General features: G+C 72.8%; 17 protein-coding genes. 12 read left to right on the top strand and 5 right to left on the bottom strand.

The genetic code is table 11. From position 1 onward, the window contains the following. The first annotated feature begins 42 nt into the window (after positions 1–42). The 3 genes from Q7L65_RS11720 to Q7L65_RS11710 are packed head-to-tail and all read left to right on the top strand — an operon-like array spanning position 43 to position 3,769. The gene (locus Q7L65_RS11720; protein WP_304721352.1) at positions 43–1,215 is read left to right on the top strand and encodes a sugar ABC transporter substrate-binding protein; all 1,173 of its coding nucleotides are present in this window, start codon (positions 43–45) and stop codon (positions 1,213–1,215) included. After that, positions 1,188–2,792 carry a sugar ABC transporter ATP-binding protein gene (locus Q7L65_RS11715; protein WP_304721350.1) on the top strand — a complete coding sequence of 535 codons (1,605 nt, stop codon included), beginning with the start codon at positions 1,188–1,190 and terminating at the stop codon, positions 2,790–2,792. The genes Q7L65_RS11720 and Q7L65_RS11715 overlap by 28 nt, the downstream gene beginning before the upstream one ends. Next, entirely contained in the window at positions 2,789–3,769 is a 981-nt protein-coding gene (locus Q7L65_RS11710; RefSeq protein WP_304721349.1) for an ABC transporter permease, read from the top strand. The genes Q7L65_RS11715 and Q7L65_RS11710 overlap by 4 nt, the downstream gene beginning before the upstream one ends. Before the next feature lie 2 nt (positions 3,770–3,771). Here the strand turns inward: Q7L65_RS11710 and Q7L65_RS11705 are convergent, their stop codons facing one another. From Q7L65_RS11705 to Q7L65_RS11695, 3 genes are read right to left on the bottom strand one after another with little or no spacing between them, the layout of a single operon-like run. Further along, positions 3,772–5,037: a (Fe-S)-binding protein gene (locus Q7L65_RS11705; protein ID WP_304721348.1), complete on the bottom strand. Its 1,266-nt coding sequence runs from the start codon at positions 5,035–5,037 to the stop codon at positions 3,772–3,774. Then, entirely contained in the window at positions 5,037–6,116 is a 1,080-nt protein-coding gene (locus tag Q7L65_RS11700) for an FAD-binding protein (protein ID WP_304721346.1), read from the bottom strand. The genes Q7L65_RS11705 and Q7L65_RS11700 overlap by 1 nt, the downstream gene beginning before the upstream one ends. Further along, a complete protein-coding gene (locus Q7L65_RS11695) occupies positions 6,113–7,507 on the bottom strand; it encodes an FAD-binding oxidoreductase (RefSeq protein ID WP_304721345.1) in 1,395 nt (464 codons plus the stop codon). The genes Q7L65_RS11700 and Q7L65_RS11695 overlap by 4 nt, the downstream gene beginning before the upstream one ends. A gap of 100 nt (positions 7,508–7,607) precedes the next feature. Between Q7L65_RS11695 and Q7L65_RS11690 the strand changes: the two genes are divergently transcribed. Continuing rightward, positions 7,608–8,261: a GntR family transcriptional regulator gene (locus Q7L65_RS11690; protein WP_304721343.1), complete on the top strand. Its 654-nt coding sequence runs from the start codon at positions 7,608–7,610 to the stop codon at positions 8,259–8,261. Between the two features lie 83 nt (positions 8,262–8,344). Here Q7L65_RS11690 and Q7L65_RS11685 read toward each other — a convergent pair whose 3' ends face one another. After that, the gene (locus tag Q7L65_RS11685; RefSeq protein ID WP_304721342.1) at positions 8,345–10,522 is read right to left on the bottom strand and encodes a family 43 glycosylhydrolase; all 2,178 of its coding nucleotides are present in this window, start codon (positions 10,520–10,522) and stop codon (positions 8,345–8,347) included. 50 nt (positions 10,523–10,572) lie between these two features. After that, a complete protein-coding gene (locus Q7L65_RS11680; RefSeq protein WP_304721341.1) occupies positions 10,573–14,817 on the bottom strand; it encodes a glycosyl hydrolase in 4,245 nt (1,414 codons plus the stop codon). A 140-nt stretch (positions 14,818–14,957) separates the two neighbouring features. Between Q7L65_RS11680 and Q7L65_RS11675 the strand changes: the two genes are divergently transcribed. From Q7L65_RS11675 to Q7L65_RS11640, 8 genes are all read left to right on the top strand, one after another. Then, positions 14,958–15,269: a hypothetical protein gene (locus Q7L65_RS11675; protein ID WP_304721340.1), complete on the top strand. Its 312-nt coding sequence runs from the start codon at positions 14,958–14,960 to the stop codon at positions 15,267–15,269. A gap of 64 nt (positions 15,270–15,333) precedes the next feature. Then, the gene (locus Q7L65_RS11670; protein ID WP_304721339.1) at positions 15,334–16,839 is read left to right on the top strand and encodes a DHA2 family efflux MFS transporter permease subunit; all 1,506 of its coding nucleotides are present in this window, start codon (positions 15,334–15,336) and stop codon (positions 16,837–16,839) included. Continuing rightward, the gene (locus Q7L65_RS11665; RefSeq protein WP_304721338.1) at positions 16,836–17,291 is read left to right on the top strand and encodes a MarR family winged helix-turn-helix transcriptional regulator; all 456 of its coding nucleotides are present in this window, start codon (positions 16,836–16,838) and stop codon (positions 17,289–17,291) included. The genes Q7L65_RS11670 and Q7L65_RS11665 overlap by 4 nt, the downstream gene beginning before the upstream one ends. Positions 17,292–17,374: 83 nt before the next feature. Continuing rightward, a complete protein-coding gene (locus tag Q7L65_RS11660; RefSeq protein ID WP_304721336.1) occupies positions 17,375–18,058 on the top strand; it encodes a hypothetical protein in 684 nt (227 codons plus the stop codon). Positions 18,059–18,259: 201 nt separating this feature from the next. Beyond that, positions 18,260–19,402 (top strand): hypothetical protein, encoded by a 1,143-nt coding sequence (locus Q7L65_RS11655; protein ID WP_304721335.1) that lies wholly within the window; start codon positions 18,260–18,262, stop codon positions 19,400–19,402. A 104-nt stretch (positions 19,403–19,506) separates the two neighbouring features. Then, the gene (locus tag Q7L65_RS11650; protein WP_304721334.1) at positions 19,507–20,352 is read left to right on the top strand and encodes a substrate-binding domain-containing protein; all 846 of its coding nucleotides are present in this window, start codon (positions 19,507–19,509) and stop codon (positions 20,350–20,352) included. A 16-nt stretch (positions 20,353–20,368) separates the two neighbouring features. Next, a complete protein-coding gene (locus Q7L65_RS11645) occupies positions 20,369–21,373 on the top strand; it encodes a PstC family ABC transporter permease (protein ID WP_304721333.1) in 1,005 nt (334 codons plus the stop codon). Next, entirely contained in the window at positions 21,370–22,341 is a 972-nt protein-coding gene (locus Q7L65_RS11640; RefSeq protein WP_304721332.1) for a PstA family ABC transporter permease, read from the top strand. Before Q7L65_RS11645 ends, Q7L65_RS11640 begins: the two co-directional genes overlap by 4 nt. Positions 22,342–22,560: the final 219 nt, after the last annotated feature.

The following is a 22,560-nucleotide window of genomic DNA, read 5'->3' as shown; positions in this document are numbered from 1 at the left end:
CCGCTCGGGGCCGACCACAGTGCAGCGAGGAGGAGGACAGTGATGCGCAGATGGTGTTTGATCGCCGCTCTGGCGCTGGCCACGGCGGCATTCGCGGCGGGTTGCGGAAGCAGCGACGACTCGGCCGGTTCCACGACCGCCGCGGGTGGTGCCGCGACGACGTCCGGCAGCGCCGACAGCGGCAGCACGACGAGCACGGGCGGCGGCGACATGGCCGCGCTGCAGAGAATCGTCGACGACGCAAAGGGCACGGCCACCACGTGGCCCGGTCCGCTGACCTCGCCGCCGGTCAGAAGAGGCGTCTTCGTCTTCAGCATCCCGTGCGCGAAGGTCGCCGAGGGCTGCGCCCGCCAGGACACGGGCGTCGCCGCGGCGGCGAGAGCGCTCGGCTGGAGATACGCGACCGTCGACCCCGGCGGCGTCCCCGACAGACAGAACGCCGCGCTCCAGCAGGCGATCAACGCCGGCGCGAACGTGATCATCCTGCACGCGATCGACCCGTCGATCGTCTCCGGCCCGCTCGCGTCCGCGAGCGCGAAGGGCATCACGGTGATCTGCGCCGCCTGCGAGACCGACAACACGAGAGACATCAGCGGCCAGGTCACGTTCGACCCGCAGAAGCAGGGCGTGATCCTCGGCGCCTACCTCGCAACCGCCTCCGACGGGACGGCGAACTTCGTCGCCTTCAACGACCCCGAGTACCCGGTCGTGACACGTCGCTGGACCGGCTTCCAGGATTCGCTCAGAGCATGCCCCGACTGCAAGATGCTGGCCGAGTCGAAGTTCCTCGCGACCGACATCGGCACGACGCTCGGCACCAGAGCGCAGGCGGTACTGCAATCCAACCCCAGCGCCGACTGGGCCTACGTCGCGTTCGACTCGGCCGCCACGCCGATCATCCAGACGGCCGCGCAGGCGGGCGCCCAGCCGGTCAAGGTGATCTCCTACGACGGCGGCAGAGCGAACATCGGCTTCGTCCGCGACGGCAGACAGGAGGCCGACGTCGGCGGCGCGCTGGAGTGGGTCGGCTGGGCGGCGGTCGACGACGCCAACCGGCTGCTCAACAGAGCGCCGCCGGTCGAGAACCCGCACGTCCCCTCGAAGCTGATCACGAGAGACAACGCGGCGCAGTACGCCGACACCGGCTTCCAGGGCGACATCGACTACGCGGCCAAGTACGAGCAGCTGTGGTCGACCGGGAGAACGACCCGCTGAGCGCCATGGAGACCGCCGCGACCACGTCGACCACGGTGAGCGCGGACGCCACGCCCGCGCTCGCCGTGCACGGGCTGCGCAAGACGTTCGCCGGCGTCGCCGCCCTCAAGGGCGTCGACGTCGGCTTCCGTCGCGGCGCGGTGACCGCGCTGCTGGGGCCCAACGGCTGCGGCAAGTCGACGCTCATCAAGATCCTCGCCGGCTTCCACGCGCCCGACGACGGCGGCACGGTCGAGATCGGCGGCCAGCCGGTCTCGACCCCGATCGCCGCGGGCGCGGCCTACGCCGCGGGGCTGCGCTTCGTGCACCAGGACCTCGGGCTGGTGGCCGAGATGAGCGTGCTCGACAACCTCGCGCTCGCCGACGGCTTCGACGGGCGCGGCACGCTCGCGGCACTGCCGCGGCGCGCGATGGCGCGCCACGCGCGCGAGCTGCTGGCGCGCTTCGGGCTCGACGTCGCGCCCGGCGCGCCGGTCGGCGCGCTCAACCGCACCGACCAGATCATGGTCGCGATCGCGCGCGCCTTCCAGTCGCTGCCCGAGCGCGGCGCCGACCGGATCGTGATCCTCGACGAGCCGACGGCGTCGCTGCCGGCCGGCTCGGTCGACCGCGTGCTGGACGCCGTCGACCGCATCCGCGCCGACGGCGGCACGGTCGTCTACGTCACGCACCGGATCGACGAGGTGCTGCGGATCGCCGACGACGTCGTCGTGCTGCGCGACGGCGAGGTCGCCGAGCGGCGGCCGGTCGCGGGCCTCGACGAGCAGACGCTCGTGGACGTGATCATGGGCGAGGCGCGGGCGCGCAAGGTGACCGAGCGGGCCGCCGCCGGCGGCGCCGTCGTGCTGCGCGCCGAGCGCCTGCGCGGCGAACGGCTCGACGGAATCACGTTCGAGCTGCGGCGCGGCGAGACGCTCGGCGTCGCCGGCCTCGCGGGCTGCGGGCGCAGCGAGCTGGCGCGGCTGCTGACCGGCGCGCAGCGGCTGCGCGACGGGACGCTGGTGCTCGACGGCGAGCCGTTGGACCTGCACTCGCCGCGCGCCGCGCTGGAGCGCGGGATCGCGTTCGTGCCGCCCGACCGCCACCGCGACGGCGGCATCCCCGACATGTCGGTGCGTCACAACGTCGGGCTCAGCGACCTGTCGCCGTTCTTCTCGCACGGGCTGCTCAGCCGCAGCCGCGAGCGCAGCACCGTCAGCGAGCTGCTGGAGCAGTTCGACGTGCGCCCGCGCGACACCGAGCGGCGCCTGGACCAGCTCAGCGGCGGCAACCAGCAGAAGGTCGTGCTGGCGAAGTTCGCGCGGCTGAGACCGCGGCTGCTGGTCGTCGACGAGCCGACGCAGGGCGTCGACGTGGCCGGCAAGCAGGAGATCGGCACGGCGCTGCAGCGGCTGGCGGCGGGCGGCTGCGCGATCGTGCTGGCGTCGAGCGACTTCGACGAGATCGGCGAACTGTGCGACCGCGTGCTGGTGCTCGACCGCGGCGTCGCGGTCGGCATCTACGCGCGCGGAGAGATCAACGAAGAGCGACTCGCGGCGTTGACCAGCCGCGGTCGCGGAGCTGGAGGAGAGCGATGAGGGACGGCAACCGCGGGCGGGACCTGGTTGTGCGACTGACGGCGGAGGGCGGCGTCGTCGCCTTCCTGCTGCTGATGATCGTCGCCTTCAGCCTCGCCCTGCCCGACAAGTTCCCGACGACCGACAACGTGCAGCTGATCCTCGGCAGCCAGGCGGTGCCGGCGCTGCTGGCGCTGGCGGTGATCGTGCCGCTGATCGCGGGCGAGTTCGACCTCTCGGTCGCGGCGACGCTGGGAATCACGTCGGTCTTCACGGCCTGGTCGACGTCGAAGGGGATGTCGCCCGTGCTCGCGCTCGTGCTGGCGCTCGGGATCGGCGTGCTGATCGGCGCGATCAACGGCTTCCTCGTGACGGTCGTCGGCGTCGGCGCGTTCATCACGACGCTCGGGATGGCGACGATCCTGGCCGGCGGCAACGCGCTGATCTCCGGCGGCAACGTGATCTACAACGGGATCCCGAGATCGCTGACGTCGATCGCCGGCACGCAGGTGCTGGGGCTGCCGATCGTCGTCTTCTACGCGCTCGCGGCGGCGCTGGTGCTCTACTACCTGGTCGAGTGGACGCCGTTCGGCCGCTATCTGCAGGCGACCGGGAAGGGGCGCGACGCGGCCCGGCTGACCGGCGTGCGGACCGAGCGCTGGCTGTTCCTCTCGTTCGTGATGGCGGGCCTGATCGCGGCCTTCGCGGGCTACATGCAGACGGCGCGGATCGGCTCGGCCTCGCCGACCGTCGGCCCGGACTTCCTGCTGCCCGCCTACGCCGCGGCGTTCCTCGGCGCGACGACGATCCACCCCGGCCGCTTCAACGTCTGGGGCACGATGATCGGCGTGCTCGTGCTGGCCGTCGGCGTGACCGGCCTGAACCTCGCCGGCGTCGCCTTCTGGGTCCCGAACGTCTTCAACGGAGCCGCCCTGATCGTGGCCGTCTCGGTCGCCGTCCTGGTCGCGCGCAACACGCGCGCGACGCAGGCGGTGTAGGGCTACAGCCGCCCCGCGTAGGCTCGGTCGAGCACCTGCATCGTGTGCAGGACGGGCACCGCTCTGCCGAGCTGGCGCAGGTGCAGGCCGAGCTGCGAGATGCAGCCGATGTTGCCGCTGGCGATCAGGTCGGGCGCGGTGTCGAGCAGCGTGCGCGCCTTGCGCTCGCCGAGCTGCGCGGCGATCTGCGGGCGCTCGACGTTGTAGGTGCCGGCCGAGCCGCAGCACAGCTCCCAGTCGGCCGGCTGTGCGAGCGTCACGCCGGGGATCGCCGCGAGCAGTCTGCGCGGCGCGCTGCGCACGCGCTGCGCGTGCGCGAGGTGACAGGCGTCCTGGTAAGCGATCGTGCGCGGCCCGGCCTGCTCCGGCGGCGCCTGCGCGAGACCGAGCTCGGCGAGGAAGGCGCTCACGTCGAGCACCCGCGCGGCGAACGCCTCCGCCTGCTCCTGCTCCGGCTCGCCGGCGAACAGCAGCCCGTACTCGCGCATCCCCGAGCCGCAGCCGGCGGCGTTCGTGATGACCGCGTCGACGTCGGCTGGGAAGGCCGCGAGGTTGCGCCGCGCCAGCGGCAGCGCCTGATCGGCCGCGCCGGTGTGCATCGCCAGCGCCCCGCAGCAGCCCTGACCCTGCGGGATCACGGTCTCGACGCCGTTGTGCGCGAGCACCCGCAGCGTCGCCCAGTTGATCTCCGGCGCCAGCACCTGCTGCGCGCAGCCGGCCAGCAGCGCGACCCGCGCCCGTCGCGTCCCGATCGCCGGGTGGACCGCCGGCAGCGCTCTGCCCGCGCGCGGGACGCGCGGCGGCAGGACTCTCAGCATCGGCGCGGCCGGCGGCACGTGCCGCGCCAGCGGCCGTGACAGCACGCCGGCCCAGGCGGCGAGGCGGAAGCGGCGCGGGTGGGGGAGCGTGCGCAGGGCGATCGCGCGCTGCGCCCGCTCGGCCGCCGGTCGTCTGCGCAACGGCTCGGCGTGCGCGCGGAAGGAGGTGATCAGGTCGCCGTACTCGACGCCCGACGGGCAGGCGGTCTGGCAGGCCTGACAGCCGAGGCAGTTGTCGATCGCCGGCAGCGCCTGCTCCAGCGCGAGCCCGCCCTCGAGCACCTCCTTCATCAGGAAGATCCGCCCCCGCGGCGAGTCCATCTCCTCGCCGAGCGTGACGTAGGTCGGGCACGTCGGCAGGCAGAACCCGCAGTGCACGCACGACCCGATCGCCCCCGCCATCGCCTCCCCGCGCGGCCCGAGTCTGGCCGTGTCGATCGCGTGCTGCATCAGTCCTCCGGGAAGCGGCTGTCGGGATCGAGCGCCGCGCGGATGCGCTGCGCGAAGGCGTGCGCCGGGACGGCGCCGATCAGCGGCGGGCCGGCCGGCCCGGTCAGCCGCATGCCGGCGAGCCCCAGTTCGCGCAGCGTGTCGTCGAGCGCCGCGAGCGGTCGCTCGCGCGGCCATGCGACCCAGGCGGCGTTGGCGCCGAGCGTGAAGCGAAGCGGGGCGGCGAGCGCGGTTGCGAGCGCCGCGGCGGTGCCCGGCGTCAACGCCAGGCGGATCGCGTCGTGCTCGGGTGGGATCCAGCGCAGCTCGCGTGCGTCGTCCCACAGCGCGCGGTCGGCGTCGGCGTCGAGCAGCTCGACGCGGGCGCCGCCGACGACGGTCGCGAGCCGCTCGGCGAGCGTCGCGCGGGGGCCGTTGAGGCGCACCAGCAGCCGGCCGGGCGGATCGAGGTCGAGCGCCTCGACGCCGAGCGGGCCGCGGCCGATGCGGGCGGTGGCGGCGAGCGCGTCGGCGAGCGACTCGCACGTGAGGACCGCGGTCGTGCGCTCGACCGGCCGCGGGAAGACCTTGAACGACAGCTGCACGATCACGCCGAGGCGGCCGAGCGAGCCGACCAGCAGCTTCGGCAGGTCGAAGCCGGCGGCGTTCTTGACGACGCGCCCACCGCCGCCGACGAGCGTGCCGGCCCCGTCGAGGAAGCGCACGCCGATCACGAAGTCGCGCACGCCGCCGTGGCGGAAGCCGCCGGCGCCGGCTGCGCCGCACGCGACGACACCGCCGAGCGTCGCGCCCGCGGCCGCCAGCGGCGGGTCGAACGGCAGGTGCTGCCCGTGCTCGGCGAGCGCGTCGCGGATCTCCGCGACGGGCGTGCCGGCGAGCGCGGTGACGGTCAGCTCGCGCGGGTCGTACTCGACGATCCCGCGCAGCGCGTCGACCTCGAGCGCGACCACGTCGTCTCGCGCCGGCGTCGACAGCGCGGGCTTCGAGCGCCCACCGACGGCCAGCACCCGCCGCCCGTCGCGCGCGGCGTCGAGCAGCTGCCCGCGCAGATCGTCGATCGTGCTTGCGGAGACACTCATGGGGTTCCCTCCGGCACCAGCATCTTGCCGCGATTGGCCAGCTCCAGCGGGTCGATCGCGTGGCGCAGGCGGTGCATCAGCGCCATCTCGTCGGGGCTGAACATCAGCGGCAGGTAGGCGCGCTTCTCGACGCCGATGCCGTGCTCGCCGGTGACCGATCCGCCCGCTCTGATGCACAGCTCGAGGATCTCGCTGCCGAGCGACTCGGCCCGCTCCAGCGCGCCCGGCTCGGCGCCGTCGAAGAGGATCAGCGGGTGCAGGTTGCCGTCGCCGGCGTGGAAGACGTTCGCGACGCGGATTCCGCGCTCCGCGCTGAGGCGGTCGATCTCCGCGAGCGTCTCGCCGAGCCGCGTGCGCGGCACGACGCCGTCCTGCACGATGAAGTCGGGCGCCAGCCAGCCGACCGCGGAGAAGGCGCTCTTGCGCCCGCGCCAGATCAGCGCCCGCTCGTCGGCGTCCTCGGTCGTGCGCACGGTGCTCGCGTGCGAGGCGTCGAGCAGCGCGCGCAGCCGCGCCGCGTCGGCGTCGACGACCCCGCGCTCGCCCTCCAGCTCGACCAGCAGCAGCGCGGCCCCCTGCGGGTAGCCGGGTCTGACCGACGCCTCGGCGGCCTCGATCGCGAGCGCGTCCATGATCTCCATCGCGACCGGCAGCAGCCCGGCCGCGACGATCTCGGAGACCGCGTCGCCGGCCGCCTGCAGGCTGTCGTAGACGGCCAGCGCGGTGTGCGTCGCCTCCGCGATCGGCAGCAGTCTCAGCGTCACCTCCAGCGCGATCCCGAAGAGGCCCTCGGAGCCGACGAACAGCCCGGTCCAGTCGGGGCCGACGTGCTCGGTCGAGGGGCCGCCCAGCTCGACCAGCGTGCCGTCGGGCAGCACCGCTCTGATCCCGAGCACGTGGTTGCTCGTCATCCCGTGCGCGAGGCAGTGCGCGCCGCCGGAGTTGAACGCGACGTTGCCGCCGATCGTGCAGACCGACTGGCTGGAGGGATCGGGCGCGTAGTGGAGGCCGTGCAGTTCGGCGGCGGCGCTGATGCGCAGGTTGATCGCACCCGGCTCGACGACCGCGACGCGCGCGTCGGGATCGACCGACAGCACGCGGTTCATGCGGTTGAGCGCGATCACGACGCCGTCCTGGAGCGGCAGCGAGCCGCCGGACAGCGACGTGCCGCTGCCGCGCGCGACGAACGGCACGCCCTCTTGGTGGCAGAGTCGCACCGTCGCGACGACCTCCTCGGCGCTCTCGGCCAGCACGACGGCGGCCGGCCGCGCGTGGAAGGCGGTCAGCGCGTCGGACGCGAACACGCTGCGCGCGGCGTCTCCGTCGAGGACCCGTTCACCGAGTCCGAGCGCGGGCGCGCGCAGCGCCTGCAGCAGCGCCGTCAGGCCCACGCAGTTCTCCGATCGACCGTGATGCATCTCTCTTGCATCTATGTCTGATTTATCTCACACGGTTCGGCGCCGTGTCAACGCTGTGGTATCCATTGCCGGCATGGCGACGGTCCAACCACGCGAGACGGCGACCGAGCGGGCCTACGCGTTCACGAAGTCGCGCGTGCTCGACGGGCGCTTCGCGGGCGGCGACCTGATCAGCGAGGGCGACGTGGCGGCGAGCGTCGGGCTCAGCCGCACGCCGGTGCGCGAAGCGTTCCTGCAGCTCGAGAGCGAAGGGCTGCTGCGGCTCTACCCCAAGCGCGGGGCGCTGGTGGTGCCGGTCTCGGCGGCCGAGGTCGAGGACGTGATGGAGACGCGGCTGCTGGTCGAGCGCTTCGCGATCGAGAAGATCGGCCGCGCCGCGCCGGGGTTGATCGCCCAGCTGCAGGCCGAGATCGAGCGCCAGGAGCGGCTCGCCGCCCGCGGCGACGCGCGCGCCTTCGTCGTCTCCGACCGCGAGTTCCACCGCCTGCTGGTCGCGGCGACCGGCAACCAGGTGCTGCTGACGCTGCACGACTCGCTGCGCGACCGCCAGAGCCGCATGGGCCTCGTCGCGCTCGCCGCCGACGCCGACCGCGTCCGCGAGATCTGCGCCGAGCACCGCGCCCTCCTCACCGCGCTCGCCGCCGGCGACCCCGCCGCCGGCGACCTGATGACCGCGCACCTCCAGCGCACGCTCGCGCTCGTGCGGCGCGAGCGCTCGGCAGGCTAGAGCCGCGCGGCGCCGACGCCGCCGGGCCGCGGCCGACGGCAGCCGGCGCAGCGCGCGCCGACCGCCGCCCCGCCGCGCCTGGCTCAGCCCCGCCCCCACCCGAACCCGAGGTCGACGCGCAGGTGCAGGTCGCGGCCCTGCTCCGCGCGCCAGTTCGCGCCGCCGTCGTTGCTGTAGCGCGCGTCGCCGCGCGCGTACGGATCGCCGTCGCTGTACGCCATGCCGTAGCAGCCGCCGCTGGCGCCCGCGGCCGAGCTGACGAGCGCGAAGCGCTCGTGCGCGCGCACGCGCACGGAGCTTCTCAGCGTCACCCACGACGGCGCCCAGCTCAGCTCGGGAGCGGGCACCGAGCGGGTCGCCAGGGTCGCGCCGAGCGAGCCGTCGGCGCCGACGCGCACGAGCCGCAGCTGCAGCGGCGCGCTCGGCGCGCCGGAGCGCAAGCTCGTGAGCGCGACGCGCGCGAGCGTCCCGCTGCGGCGGACCGTGAACGTCTGAGCGCGTTCGATCGCACCGGCGACGTCGCAGTACGGGCGGAAGCCGAGGTCGCCGGTGCGCTCGCCGAAGCCGGCGGCGTCCCACAGCACGTCGGCGAGGTTCCACGGCCAGGTCGCGTCGTGGCCCGTCGCGACCGGGACTCTGTACCGCTCCTCGCAGCGCAGCGGCAGGATCTCGCCGTCGGCGCCGAAGCGCAGCGGCTCCCAGTAATGCGTCGTCAGCGCCTCGTTTCTGGCGCCGTTGTTCCAGCGGTCGGACTGGAACAGGTAGACGTCCCCGGCGCGGCCGGGCAGGTGCGCGACGTCAGCCGGCTGGCCGCCGCAGGAGGTCGTCGTCAGCTTCGTCCCGCTGATCACCGCAGGCGGGCGGTCCCACTGCGAGAGGTCGCCGGAGAAGTCGTCGGCCAGCAGCGTTCTGCCGTCGAGCGCGGTCACCCGCACGTCGTCGAAGAGGGCGCTCTCGCTGCCGTTCTCGCGGAAGCCGAAGCGGCCGGCGGAGAGCGCCGTGTCGGTCGTCGTGTCGACGGTCTGCCCGTCGATCGCCGTCGTGATGGTGGTGCCCGAGACGGTCGTCTGGACCGCGTGGCTCTCGCCGCCTCTGACCGCGAACGGGAGCGGCACGACGGTGTTGCTCGCGACTGCGCCGTTGCGGAAGACGACCTTCGTGAGGCTGCCCTGCTCGGCACCGGCGTACGGGTAGTTGCCGAGCATCCACGCGTACGCGGTGCCGCTGTCGGCGGCGCGGAAGACCCAGCCGGCCTGCGCGTAGCGGCCGTTCTCGCCGGTCTGCAGCGGGGTCGTCGTGAAGCGCATCGTCGAGTCGGTCCAGTCGGCGCCGGCTCTGCTGAGACCGATGTCGCCGCCGCTGACCTCGAGCACGCCGTCGCGGATCCGCCAGGTGTCGGCGACGGTCCCGGAGCCCGTCCAGGGGCCCAGCGGGGAGGGCGCGCTGACGTAGGAGGTGCCGGTCGCGCAGTAACCGCAGTTGGGGTCGGAGTAGGTCACGTAGTAGCGGTTGCCGCGCCGGAACAGCGACGGGGCCTCGGTGTTGCGCGTGCCGAGCCGGACGAACTCGCCGGTGCCCGACAGGTAGGAGCGATCGAGCTTCTCGACGATCAGCTCGCCGCTGGTGCGCCAGTCGGTGAAGGCGAGATAGGCGGTGCCGTCGCGGTCGACGAAGACGTCGTGGTCGCCGTTGTTGACGCCGGGCGGGATCTCGTCGTTGACGGCCAGCCTCGGGACAGCCTGCTCGGTGAACAGCCCGGTCGGGCTGCGCGCGGTGAAGACGCGGTAGCCGACGGACACGTCGTAGGTGTTGATCCACAGCACGTAGCGCTTGGTCTTCGCGTTGTAGACGACGTGCGGGCGGAAGCAGCCGTAGGTCGAGCCGTTGCAGCGCTGCTGCCAGGTCGGCGTGGTCGCGTCGAAGAGCGGGCCGCGGTCGGTCCAGCGGACGAGGTCGGGCGAGCTGTAGACGCGGAAGCCGCAGAAGGGGGAGCCCGGCGTCTGCCAGGCGAAGCCGCAGCCGTAGGAGGTGCCGTACAGGTAGTAGGTGTCGCCGAAGCGCTGGATCTCGCCGTCGTGCGCGTCGATCGCGTTGCCGTCGGTGTCGAAGCGCAGCGTTCTCCCGGCCGCATCGCCGTTGACGATCGTCGGGTCCGGGCGTTGGGCGAGCGCCCTCGGCGCCCCGATCGCGCTCAGCGCGCACACCAGCGCGACGGCGACGATCGCGAACGCACGCGTCCGCAGTTCAGCACTGCTCTTCATCTCTCCGACCTCTCCTCATGTGGCTCGACGACGATTGACTGACATCTGCGTCAGGGCAGCGCCTCCAACTCGACCAGGCGCGAGTAGCTCTCGGGCGCGGCGCTGACGACGACGCGCAGGCCGCTCGCGTTCACGCGCGGGAAGCTCAGCTCCGCGAGCGCCGCTCTGTTGCCGCGCACCTGCCCGACGGTTCTCCAGACCCCGTCGACCTGGAGTTGCACGTCGAAGTCGCGCACGCCGAAGACCGCGGCCGGATCCTCCGGCGTGTCCAGCGTCCACACGCGCACGCGCGAGACCGGCGCGGCGTCGCCGAACGCCACCGTGACGGTGTCGGGGAAGACACCGGCCGTCCCGTCGTTCCACGCCTCGCCGCGATTCCAGGCGGCATGGTCGACGCGCGTGACGCCATCGATCAGGAATCTGGCGTCCCATGGCGAGGTGGTCGAAGAGGCCTGCGCGCGGCCGAGGCGCGATGCGAGGTCGACGCTCACCGGGACGGTGGCGGTCGTCGTCGTGTCACCGTCGCGCGACGCTCCGCGCCCGTCATGGCCGTGACCGCCGCCGCCCGAGACGCTCGCGCGCAGTCTCAGCTCGCCGGTGCTCGGCACGCTCGCGCCGAGCGGCGCCGACAGCGTCAGCTCCGCCGTGCCGCGGCCCTCGCGGTCGAGGCGCACGTCGACGGAGCGGTCGCGCAGCTGCAGCGGGGCGGACACGTCGGCTGTCAGTCGCACGTGGTCCGAGCCGCCCGTCAGGTCGCGCACCGCGACGCGCAGGGTGCGCTGCTGGCCGGGCGCGACGCCGAGCGCGTCGGTCGCCGGGCGCAGCTCGAGCGTGGCGTCGTCGGTGCGCTCCAGCGGGACCGTCAGGCGCCGCTGCGGCAGCAGCCGCACCGGCCCGAGCAGGCCGGAGGCGCGCGCGTCGCCGTGACCGTTGGCGCCGGTGTTCGTCACCCGCACCACGATCGTGTTCGTGCCGGTGCGCAGCAGGTCGCCGACGTCGGCGACGAACGGCGCCCACAGCAGCGGCTGCGAGAGCGGTCTGCCGTTGATCGTCACCTCCGCCGCGGTGCGCACGTCGCCGAGGTCGAGCGTCCACTCGCGCCCGGCGAGCTGCGCTCTCGTCAACTGCAGCGAGCGGGTGTACGTCGCGCTGCCGGAGTACGACGCCGCGAGGTCCGTCCAGCTGCCGAGCGGGCGGTTGGCGGCGATCGGGACGCTCGTCGGGATCTGCAGCTGCCAGTCGCCGCCGATCGCGATCGGCGTCAGCGGGTCGGTGACCGTCGTGCCGCCCCGGTACGCCCGCGCGTCGTCGCGCGCGACGACCGTGAGTGACCCTGGCCGCGTCGCGACCACGGTCGCCTGCGGCCCACGGCGCCCCGCGTCGATCCGCTCGACGGTCGCGCCGGGCGAGACGGCGACGGCGTGCGGATCGCCCTTGCCGGATTCGCCGTGCCCGCCGTGCCCGCCGCGACGTGCCACCTGCGCCCGCCGGTCGTCGCCGGCACGCGTCGTATCGAACGTGACCCCAATCACCTCGTGCGGCTCCAGCGACAGCGGGATCTCCGTGCCGTCGGCGTCGTCGCGGTAGGTCGTCGCCGGCGTGACCGCGCCCGTGGCCGGATCCCACAGCGTGGGGGCGCCGCGCAGCGCGAAGCGGGCGCTCGTCGTGACCGTCGTTCTGCCCTCGTTGACGACCATGAAGCCGGTCCGGCGGCCGTCGCGCAGCCGCAGCACGCGCACGCTGTCGGACGCGGGCGCCAGCGTCGCGGCCGCGTAGCCGCGATCGGCGGCCGCCTTGCCGGCGCCGGAGGCGTCGCCCAGTTGGACGAGCGCTCCGCGGCCGGCGTCGCCGCCACCCCGGCGCTCGTCGTCGCCGCGCCCGCGATCGTCGCCGCGTCCGCCGCTCGCGCTCGCCAGCCGCCCCCACACCCGGCCCAGCTCCGCGTCGCGCCCGTCGACCTCCTGCTGCGGCAGCGGGCCGGCGGCGATCAGCGTGCCGCCGTCGCGCACGAAGCGCTCCAGCGTGCGCGCCGCCTCCAGCGACAGCTGCGGCGTCTGCGGCAGCACGACCGCGCCGTAGCGCATCCGCCCGACCTCCAGCGCGCCGCGCCGCACGACGGCATGCGCGCGCAGGACGGGGTCGTCGGTGAGCGCGCCCTCGTCGAGCAGGTCGAAGTCGACCTGCTCGTCCTCCAGCGCGTGCGCGGTGAGCGTGAAGGCGCTGTCGATCGCGTCGGCGTCGGGCGTGCCCTGGCCCGCCTCGGCGGCCCGCTGCGGCTGCAGCAGCGCCGTCGGCGCGAACGCCTCGTTGCGGCCCAGTTCCATCACGCGGCCGATCCAGTCGTTCAGCGGCCGCGTCAGTCGCCACCACGGGTTGGCGCCGTTGTACGGCGGCGGGTAGAAGATGTTCGACTGGTCCGAGAAGGCGGCGTGCAGCAGCGTGAAGTTGACGCCGCGCGCAGCGAACGCGCCGGCCACGTCACGCGTGTCGCCGGGCGTCACCTGCCAGCCGAACGCGCCCATCGACTCGTTGTAGACGCGCGGCAGCCCGAGCTGGTGCGCGGCGCTCGCCGCCCAGCGCGGCAGCAGCCGCTGGTAGCCGCGCTGGAAGTGGTCGAAGACGACGTCGGTGCCGGGGATCTGCGCCCACTGGCTGGCCGCGTTGAGGTTGCCGGTGCTTCTGATCTGCTCGGCCGGCCCGTACTCGTCCCACAGCGGATTCGAGATGTAGCTGACGCCGAGATCCTCCATGTATCTGTGCTGCTGCTTGTAGTACGCCTCGGTGAAGCGGTCGGACACCGTCCGCCAGAAGCGGCCCTGCACGCGCTGACCGTCGCGGCCGAAGCCGCTGCCGGACTGCAGCGCGCTCAGCGCCTGCGCCGGACTGGTCCCGTGCTTGCGCAGCGCGCGCTCCATCGTCGGCGACCACGGCGTCGCGTTGAAGTGCGCGTCCGCGGAGGGGATGAACGGCTCGTCGTCGGCGAAGCCGCGCAGGACGGTTCCGAACGCCCACGGGAAGCGGCGGTGGTACTCGCCCACGACGACGTCGAGGAAGCGCCCGACCGCCTCCTCGTCGAGCGTGTCGAGGTAGTAGCGGCGGAAGTTCGAGTCGTCGATCAGCCGCTGCACGAGGAAGGTGTCGATCCGCCATCTGCCGACGGGCGCGTTCCAGCTGCGCCCGTCGCGCGCGAGGTCGGTGAGGTCGACGACGGCGCTCGGGTCGTTCGCGCGCGGGCCGTCGGCGGGACGGGCGGCGAGCGCGGCGAGTCTGTCGACCGGCGCGTCGAGCTGGAAGCGCCCGAGCGCGGACTCGTCGTCGAAGCGCTCGTCGAGCAGCGTGCTGCCGTCGGCGGCGGTGACGCGCAGATCGTCGCGCAGCGAGCGCTGCGTCGCGACGGCGCGCACGCCGACACGGCCGCGCGGGAAGGTCGCGTCGTGGACGGTCGCGACGACGTCGCCGTCGAGGCTCGCGGTCAGCTCGTCGCCGCGCAGTCGGACGCGGACCTCGTGCTCGGCAGCGGGATCGAAGCCGGCGAGCGTGCCGCCGTCGTGCAGCAGCGAGAAGCTGCCGTCCACCTGGCGCCAGACGTCGATGCCGCCGTCCGAGGCGAGGTCGACGAGATAGCCGTTTCTGTCGTCGGGCGAGCGCACCATCGTGCCGGCCGTGCCGCTCTCGATCCGCACGGTCGTCGTGAGGTCGTAGTCCTGCCAGTCGGCGCCGTCGCGCAGCAGCGTGACGCCCGCGCGCGAGGAGGCGTCGACGACGAGCCGGCCGTCGCTGACCGACAGCCCGGTCGCCAGCAGCTGTCTGACGTCGATCGCGCGACCGCCTTCGACGACGGTCGAGCCGGCCGCCGCCGCACCCTGCATGCGCAGCTCGGGGTGCGGCTCGTACGTTCTGCCGCCGAGTCTGCCGCCGTTGACGACGATCCCGGCACCGCGTCCGCTGGGAAAGATGTCGTCGTTGAAGAGCCACAGGTGCATGCCCGTGCGCTGCGCCTCTCTGAGCGTGTGCCCGATCAGCGCGAACCACTCCTCGGTGAAGAACTTCGGCCGCAGGTTCGCCGTGTCGAAGGGGAAGACGAGCACCTCGTCGACGCCCTGCGCGCGCAGCTCGGCGAGCTGGTCGTCGATCAACTGCGGCGTCACGGTGCCGTTCCAGAACCACAGCACCGATGGCCGGCTGTCGCTGCGCGGCTGTGCGAACCGCGCGGTGTCGAAGGCCTGCGCGCTCGTCGCACTCGCGAGCCCAAGCCCGAGTACGACGAAACAGAGCGCCAAAAAGCGCTGCTTCATGGTTGTCTCCCTCCTGAGAACGACGAAGTCGATCAGGAACCTACATGAACGCTCATCTGTCGCGCCACTGTGCACGTCAGGGCGTCGCCACCGCTGGTCTCGTCGCTGCTGGCGCTGGTGCGCCCGCTAGCTTGAGGGCCATGCAGGATGAGCTTCCGACCTTCTCCTACCTGATCGAGCCGATGCCGCCGACGCAGCTCGGCCGCCGCTGGCGCTGGCAGCTGTACCGCGGCGAGCGGATGCTCGCGGCGGGCTGGCACTACGGCCAGCGGCAGGCGCTCGGCGCGCTGCGGACCGCGACCTCGCGCGCGACGCACGAGCTCGCCGGCCTCACCGCGCTGCGCCCCGAGCGCGCCACGACCGACCGGCGCTTCATCGCCGGCGCGACCGTCGAGCTGACCTGCGGCGCGCTGCGCTGCACGCTCACGCCGCTCGCAGCGCGTCCAACATAAGTTTGACAGCGAAAGGTTCGGCACCTAACCTTTAGGTATCGAACCTCTTCCGAAATCAGGTCCCATGACATCTTCCGCCGCTGCTCCCTCCGGGGGCGAGGACGAGCGCCCCGGCATCCCGCGGCACGTCTGGCCGATCGCGCTCGTCGTCGTGCTCGGCTCGATCATGTCGGTGCTCGACACGACGATCGTCAACGTCGCGCTCGACGACCTCTCGACCGAGCTGCACGCCTCGCTCGACGACATCCAGTGGGTCGTCACCGGTTATCTGCTGTCGCTCGCCGCGATCATCCCGGTCACCGGCTGGGCCGCGACCCGCTACGACGCGAAGAAGCTCTACATCGGCTCGCTGATCGTCTTCACGCTCGGCTCGGTCCTGTGCGGGCTGTCGTGGTCGTCGGGATCGCTGATCGCCGCGCGCGTCTTCCAGGGCATCGGCGGCGGCATGATCGCCCCGATCGGCCAGATGATCCTCGTGCGCGCCGCGGGACCGAGAAACGTGCCGCGCATCATGAGCGTCATCGGCGTGCCGATCGTGCTCGCCCCCGTCTTCGGCCCGACCGTCGGCGGCCTGCTGATCGAGCACGCCGGCTGGGAGTGGATCTTCTTCATCAACCTGCCCGTCGGGATCATCGCCGTGATCGCCGCGACCCGCCTGCTGCCGCACACCGTCGGCTCACGCGACCTCGCGGGCAAGCTCGACGCGATCGGCCTCGCGCTCGTCGCCACCGGCCTCGTCGGCGTCACCTACGGCCTCGCGCAGAGCGGCCAGGCCGGCAGCCTCGTCGACTCCAGCGTGCTGCTGCCGTTCGTCGCCGGCCTGATCCTGATCGGGCTGTTCGCGGTCCGTGCGCTGCGGATCGACAGACCGCTGCTGAACATCCGCCTGCTGTCGAACAAGGCGTTCGCGGCCGCATCGATCACGACCTTCTGCCTCGGCGCCGCGATCTTCGCCGCGATGGTGCTGATGCCGCTCTACTTCCAGACCGTGCGCGGCGAGGACGCCGTCGCGACGGGCCTGCTGCTGATCCCGCAGGGCGTCGGCGCGGCGATCGCGATGGGCCTGTCGGGCCGCGCGACCGAGCGCTGGGGCGGCGGCATCACGTCGCTGATCGGCGGTGCGATCACGATCGTCTCGACGATCCCGTTCGTCCTGATCGCCGCGCACACCTCGTATCCGGTGATCGACTTCGCGATGATCGTGCGCGGCTTCGGCATCGGCATGTCGATCATGCCGGCGATGACCGCGGCCTTCACGGTCCTCGAGCCCGACCAGATCAACAACGCGACGCCGCAGCTGAACGTCTTCCAGCGCGTCGGCGGGTCCGTCGGCACTGCGATCATCGCAGTCGTGCTGTCGAGCAAGATTTCCGACGCCGGACCGGGCGCGACGCCTGAAGCGCTCGCGGACGCGTTCGGCTCGACCTACCTGTACGTGATGGCCGTGACCGTCGTCGCGCTCGTGCCGACGATCGTGCTCGCCGTGATCGAGCACCGCGCCCGCGTCGAGCAGGACATCCACGCCGTTCCGGACGAGCGGCTCGCGGCACTGGAGACGGAGGCCGTATGAGCGAGCAGCGCGACCGCGCGCGCGTCGACCTCGACGTGCGCGCCGCCTTCGCCGAGCTGCTCGGCGCCGAGCGGCGGCTGCGGATGCGCAAGCCGGAGCGCGAGGGCGGCCTCTCCTACGGGCAGGGTCGCGCGCTCTTCACGCTCGGCGACGCGCAGGAGGCCACCGCCGGCCAGATCGCCAGAGCCGCCGACCTGACGCCGGCGAGCGTCACCGCGTTGATCGACCAGCTCGAGGGCAAGGGCCTCGTCGCGCGCCGCCGCGACGAGCACGACCGCCGCAGCGTCGTGGTCACGCTGACGCCCGCCGGCCGCGCCGAGCTGGAGCAGATGCGCAGCCACTGGCAGGACCGCTGGGGCGAGGCGCTCGGCGACCTCGGCGACGACGACCTGAAGGCGGCCGCCACCGTGATGCGCCGCGTCGCCCACGTGCTCGACGCGCTCGGGACCTGAGCCGGCGGCCAGCGCCGTCGCGGCGGCCCGGCGTCCCGCCCGCCCCGGCGCGGCGACCGGCAGGCGCTGCGAAGATCCGGCCGATGGAGCATGCGCTGCCGGATCCCGACCTCGACGGCCCCGAGACGACCGTCTTTCGCGCGACCGTCGCCGGCGAGGAGGTGGGCAGCGGAACGCTCACGTTCGGTCCCGACGGTCAGCGCGAGTTCGTGCAGCGGATCGAGGGCGCGGCGTTCGGCCGGCTGTCGGGCTCGATCGAGACGCGCTTCCGCCGCCGCGGCGGCGAGCTGCTCGCGGCCGCCCAGGCGATCGAGCTGCGCGACCGCGACCGCGACGTCTTGCGCGAGTCGGCCGCGTTTCGCGACGTGCAGGTCCCGCAGTTCGGCGGCGAGGTCAACTCCTACCCGCGCGAGATGGTCCCCGCGCCGGCGCTCGCGCTCGCGCTGCGGGTGCTGCCGCTCGCCGACAAGGCCCGCTTCGTCCCCCGCGCATGGCTGACCGCGATCGTCCACTGGCCGCTCGACGTGCGGGTCGAGAAGCGCGAGCGCACGACGGTCCCCGCCGGCAGCTTCGACAGCTGGCGGATCCGCCTGCGCCCGAGCCTCGTCGACATCGCGCAGGCGCTTGACGAGCTGTCCGCCAACGTCGTGCCGCCGGTCGTCGCCCACGTCGCCGTCGACGGCCAGCGCCTGCTCCGTCTCGCCTTCCCGACCGGCCCCGGCCGTGCCGACCCGCCGGGGCTGCTGGAGGCGACCGAGCTGCGCTGAGCCGACGCCGCAAGCTGTGTCAGGCGGCTCGCAAAGCCGTCGGCGGTGCTCGACGCCGAGATATTCCCCATTAACATGATCAGTTTAGTGTAGATTCGGTCCGGAACTCTGCAAAGCAGCTTCCCCCGGCGAGGTGCATCGGCGCGGGAAAGCGCCGCGCACCGACCAATCGATGCAGGAGGGAATCGCTTGAGGTCCACGATGTCCATGCGCGCCACGGGCGCGCTCGCCGTCCTTGCGCTCGCACTGCCGGCGAGCGCCGCGGCCGTGCCGAGCGTCACGTCGGTCGTCGCGAAGACGGGGGATCCCGGGGTGACGTTCCTGACGGATCCGACGGGCGCGGGGCTGATCGGCACGCAGACGCGGTACGTCGTCGCGCTCGACGGCTACGCGCTCGGGCTGGTCGACGACAACGGGGTCGCGGCGGGCGGCGTGCTCGACTACTCGGCGCTGCCGGCCGACTACCGCGCGCCGATGACGCCGGAGCAGAAGCTCGTCTACCCGGCGGCGCAGACCGGGCTGCAGGCGCACGCCACCTGCTCCGACGTCGCGTCGCTGGAGAGAGACGACACGATCCTCGCGTGGCAGGGAGGCAGCAGAGGCGATCCGGCCTATCGCTACGTTCCGTGGCAGACCACGTCGGCAGGGCTCGGCGACGATCCTGCCACCTGGCTCTCCGTCGTCAGAAGCGCGACCGGTGTCGACCTCACGACGGTGACCGACCGCGCTGCGGCCTGCACCAGACTCGGCGGCACGTACCACGCTGCCGACGGATCGACGAACATCGCGGGGGCGCAGGTCGCCGCCGCGGCCGCTGCCGCGGCGGCAACCCAGGTCGCCGCTGCGACGGCGCCGCTGAGAACCCAGATCGCGGGCCTGCAGAGAGACAACGCGACGCTGGCGAGAGCCAAGGACGTGTCGGACAGAGCGGCCGCGGCCGCGAGAGTCGCGCTGGCCGTGGCGAGAGAGGCGCAGAGAGCCGCGGAGGTCGCCTACCAGTCGATCTTCACGCGGCCGATCGAGCTGACGCTCGCAGCCAAGCGCTTCGCGCCGGACGCCGGCGTCGCGCTGATCACCGGCTCGGCCACCGACCCCGTGACGGTCACGGTCGAGGTGACCAGACGCCAGCGCAGAGCGCTCAGACTGCCCTCGCGCGTGATCGCCGAGGTCCAGCGCGAGATCGGCCCCGAGGGCGCCGTGCTGGTGCGGTTGGCGCCCGACAGAGCGACCGTCAGACGCCTGCGGCAGGTGCTCTCCGCGCAGAGAGGACGGACGATCGGCGTGAGCGTCCGCGCCGTCTCCGGCGGCAACAGCGACGCGGCCAGAGCGACGCTGACGCGCTGAAGCCGGGCACCGCACCGGCCTTGAGTCGGTGTCGCACAGACAAGCAGTGCTTAAAGCCAACAATTCCGATAGGTTTAATGAGAAATCCACGGGAAAGGGACCGGATGGCAGGACGAACCAGGCTGATCCTCGGAGCGGTGGCGGGCGCGGTCGCGTTCACCGCCGTCCCGGCGAGCGCGCCCGCGGCGACGGTCTTCGGGTCGGGCTCGAGCGCGAGCGTGCCGTACCTCGAGGCGCTCTTCAAGGAGTACAAGAAGGTCGATCCGAGCACGAGATTCGTCTTCACGGCGAACAACGGCAACGCGGGCGCGAAGGACGTCCAGGACGGCAAGAGCGCGTTCGCGATCCAGACGCGGCCGCCGCTTCCGTCCGACTCGGGGCTCAGCTACTCGAAGCTGTTCCTCGACGGCCTCTGCGTCGCGGTCAACCCGGCGAACTCGCTGAACGGGCTGAAGGTGTCGCAGGTCAAGGACATCTTCCTCGGCACCGTCACCGAGTGGTCGCAGGTCGGCTCCAACCTCGTCTCGCCGATCTCGGCGTTCGGGCGCTTCTCGACCGCGGGCCTCTACACGTTCTTCCAGAGCGCGGTGCTCGGCGGCGCGACGCAGGCGTCGAACGTGACGGCGCTCGACAAGGACGGCGAGGTCGCGGTCGCTGTGCGCGGCAACAGAGCGGGCATCGGCTACGTCGGGCTCGCCAACTCGAAGCCGAGCGCCGGCGTGAAGCGCCTGACGCTCGAGGGGCAGCCGTGTGACGCGAGCGCGATCATCACGCTCAGATACCCGCTGACCCGCTACGCGTGGATCGTCCTGCCGGCCAGAAGACCGAACCGGCTCGCGACGAGATTCGGCGACTGGGTCCGCACGAGCTACGCCGCCGGCAAGGTGATCGACAGAGCCGGCGCGGTGCCCGCGTTCAACGCCAAGAGACCGCCGAGAAGAAGACGCTAGGCGGAGGCTGACCGCAGTGGCCTCGGAGTCACACCAGCGACGACGAACGGCCGGCGAGCTGCTGACCGACAAGCGCGCCGAGCTTCTGCTCGGCGCGCTGGTCTGCGGTCTGCTGCTGTTCGTCGGGCTGCTGGTCGGGTTCGTGTTCCGCGAGGCGTGGCCGTCGTTCCAGCACAACGGGCTCGCCTGGTTCGGTCCAGGCGGCAACCCGGACCAGCAGATCCAGGCGATCTTCACGTCCGCGAACCTGCTGAGAGAGCCGGTCTACACGTTTCACGCGTGGCCGATCATCTACGGCACGCTGCTGACGACCTGCGGCGCGGTGATCCTGAGCTTCATAGCGGCGCTGTTCGTGTCGGTCTTCGTCGTCGAGTTCGCGCCCGAGCCGATCCGCCGCATCCTGGAGCCCGTCGTGCGCCTGCTCGCGAGCGTGCCGTCGGTCATCTTCGGGCTGCTCGGCGTGCTGATCCTCGTGCCGTTCATCGGCGAGCACGTGATCAGCGACGAGAACCGCCGCTCGGTCTCCTACGTCGTCTCGCTCAGCGGCTACAGCCTGCTCGCGGGCGTCCTGATCCTCAGCCTGATGATCGCGCCGCTGATGATCGCCGTCTTCTGCGACGGCCTGCGCGCCGTCCCGCGCGGCTGGCTGGAGGGCTCGCTCGGGCTCGGCATAAACAGCTGGCGGACGTTCTGGAAGATCGGCGTGCGGACCGCGCGGCCGGCGCTCGTCGCGGGCACGGTGCTCGCGACCGCGCGCGCGATCGGCGAGGTCGTGATGCTGGCGATGGTGACCGGCGGCGTCGCGTTCGCGCCCAACCCGGCCGACGGGCTGATCTTCTTCATCGAGCCGACGCGCCCGCTGGCCGCCACCATCCTCCAGACGGCTGAGGAGCTGACCTCCCCGCCGATGCGCCACACGATCTTCGCGATGGCCGCGGTGCTGCTGTTCTCCGGCGCGATGCTGTCGCTCGCCGGCTGGGCGGCGAAGCAGCCGATGAAGAGATACGGGGTGCGGGCATGAGCACGACCGCCGCCGCGCCCGCGCCGCCCGTCCCGCCCGTGAGACGCCGCTCGGCGCGCGACTCGTCCGCCTCGTGGCGCTGGAGCGACCGCCTCGGGCTCGGCTTCGCGTGGCTGCTCGGCCTGCTGTTCCTCGCCGTGACGGCGGGGATCGTGCTGTACATGTTCGTGCAGGGGATCCGCTACGTGCGGCCGCAGCTGTTCGTCACGTCGCCGGCCGCCGGCTACTCCGAGGCTGATGCGGGCGGCTTCCTCGATCCGCTGATCGGGACGATCGTCGTCGCGCTGATGGCGATGGCGATCGCCTTCCCGCTCGGCCTCGGCATCGGCGTGTGGCTGAGCGAGTACGCGCGCCCGGCGTGGCTCGCGCGCCTCGCCGAATCGACCGTCGAGATGCTCGCGGGCTCCCCGTCGATCGTCTTCGCGCTGTTCGGCACGCTGCTGTTCGAGCAGGGCGCGCTGGCGTTCCTGAGCCGCACCAACGACGGCGTCGTCTACGGCCGCTCGTTCTTCGCCGCCGCGGCGATGCTGTCGCTGATCGCGCTGCCGCTGATCGTCGCCAACGTGCGCGAGGGCCTGCAGGCGATCCCCGGCCATGTGCGCGAGGCCTCCTACGCGGTCGGCAAGACGCGCATCGCGACGACGCGGCGCGTGCTGCTGCCGGCGGCGCGGCCGTCGGTCGTGACCGGGGCGATGCTCGGCGTCGGGCGCATCATCGGCGACACGGCGATCATCGTGCTGCTGCTGGGCGCGACGCTGCGGCTCAACGCCGCGGGCGACACGCCGATCGTCGGTGCGCTGCAGGGGACCGGCAGCACGCTGACGACGTACGTCTACCAGAACGCCCCCACGGGCGAGGCGAATCGGCCGGAGCTGGCGTTCGCCGCCGGCTTCGTGCTGCTGTCGATGGTGCTGTTGTTGAACGTCGCGGTCGACGTCGTGGTGCGACGCGGGAGACGCTGGAGATGACGCGGGCGGACGAGCGGCCGGGCGGGCAGCGCGTCCCGCCGCCGGTGCGGCGGCTGCCGCTGACCGGCGGCGAGGCGACGGTGGTCGACGCGGTCGACCCGGCGGAGCAGCCGACGACGGTGCTGCCGGGCGGGGCCGGCGACGCGACCGGCGCGGCCGGTGCCTCCGGCGGCGGCGCGTCGCGCTTCGTCAGCGCGCCGCGGCGGCGGATCGGCTCCG

The sequence above is a fragment of the Conexibacter sp. CPCC 206217 genome (assembly GCF_030646165.1).
Lineage (GTDB): Bacteria > Actinomycetota > Thermoleophilia > Solirubrobacterales > Solirubrobacteraceae > Conexibacter.
The sequence above is the reverse complement of the archived record's forward strand: the minus strand, read 5'-3'. Positions and strand labels throughout refer to the sequence as shown.

What these genes read in the sequence shown, in the direction of transcription:
- Q7L65_RS11720 (WP_304721352.1), top strand. Translation starts at nt 43, where the DNA reads ATGCGCAGATGGTGTTTGATCGCCGCTCTGGCGCTGGCCACGGCGGCA.
- Q7L65_RS11710 (WP_304721349.1), top strand. Translation starts at nt 2,789, where the DNA reads ATGAGGGACGGCAACCGCGGGCGGGACCTGGTTGTGCGACTGACGGCG.
- Q7L65_RS11705 (WP_304721348.1), bottom strand. Translation starts at nt 5,037, where the DNA reads ATGCAGCACGCGATCGACACGGCCAGACTCGGGCCGCGCGGGGAGGCG.
- Q7L65_RS11700 (WP_304721346.1), bottom strand. Translation starts at nt 6,116, where the DNA reads ATGAGTGTCTCCGCAAGCACGATCGACGATCTGCGCGGGCAGCTGCTC.
- Q7L65_RS11690 (WP_304721343.1), top strand. Translation starts at nt 7,608, where the DNA reads ATGGCGACGGTCCAACCACGCGAGACGGCGACCGAGCGGGCCTACGCG.
- Q7L65_RS11685 (WP_304721342.1), bottom strand. Translation starts at nt 10,522, where the DNA reads ATGAAGAGCAGTGCTGAACTGCGGACGCGTGCGTTCGCGATCGTCGCC.
- Q7L65_RS11680 (WP_304721341.1), bottom strand. Translation starts at nt 14,817, where the DNA reads ATGAAGCAGCGCTTTTTGGCGCTCTGTTTCGTCGTACTCGGGCTTGGG.
- Q7L65_RS11675 (WP_304721340.1), top strand. Translation starts at nt 14,958, where the DNA reads ATGCAGGATGAGCTTCCGACCTTCTCCTACCTGATCGAGCCGATGCCG.
- Q7L65_RS11670 (WP_304721339.1), top strand. Translation starts at nt 15,334, where the DNA reads ATGACATCTTCCGCCGCTGCTCCCTCCGGGGGCGAGGACGAGCGCCCC.
- Q7L65_RS11665 (WP_304721338.1), top strand. Translation starts at nt 16,836, where the DNA reads ATGAGCGAGCAGCGCGACCGCGCGCGCGTCGACCTCGACGTGCGCGCC.
- Q7L65_RS11660 (WP_304721336.1), top strand. Translation starts at nt 17,375, where the DNA reads ATGGAGCATGCGCTGCCGGATCCCGACCTCGACGGCCCCGAGACGACC.
- Q7L65_RS11655 (WP_304721335.1), top strand. Translation starts at nt 18,260, where the DNA reads ATGTCCATGCGCGCCACGGGCGCGCTCGCCGTCCTTGCGCTCGCACTG.
- Q7L65_RS11650 (WP_304721334.1), top strand. Translation starts at nt 19,507, where the DNA reads ATGGCAGGACGAACCAGGCTGATCCTCGGAGCGGTGGCGGGCGCGGTC.
- Q7L65_RS11640 (WP_304721332.1), top strand. Translation starts at nt 21,370, where the DNA reads ATGAGCACGACCGCCGCCGCGCCCGCGCCGCCCGTCCCGCCCGTGAGA.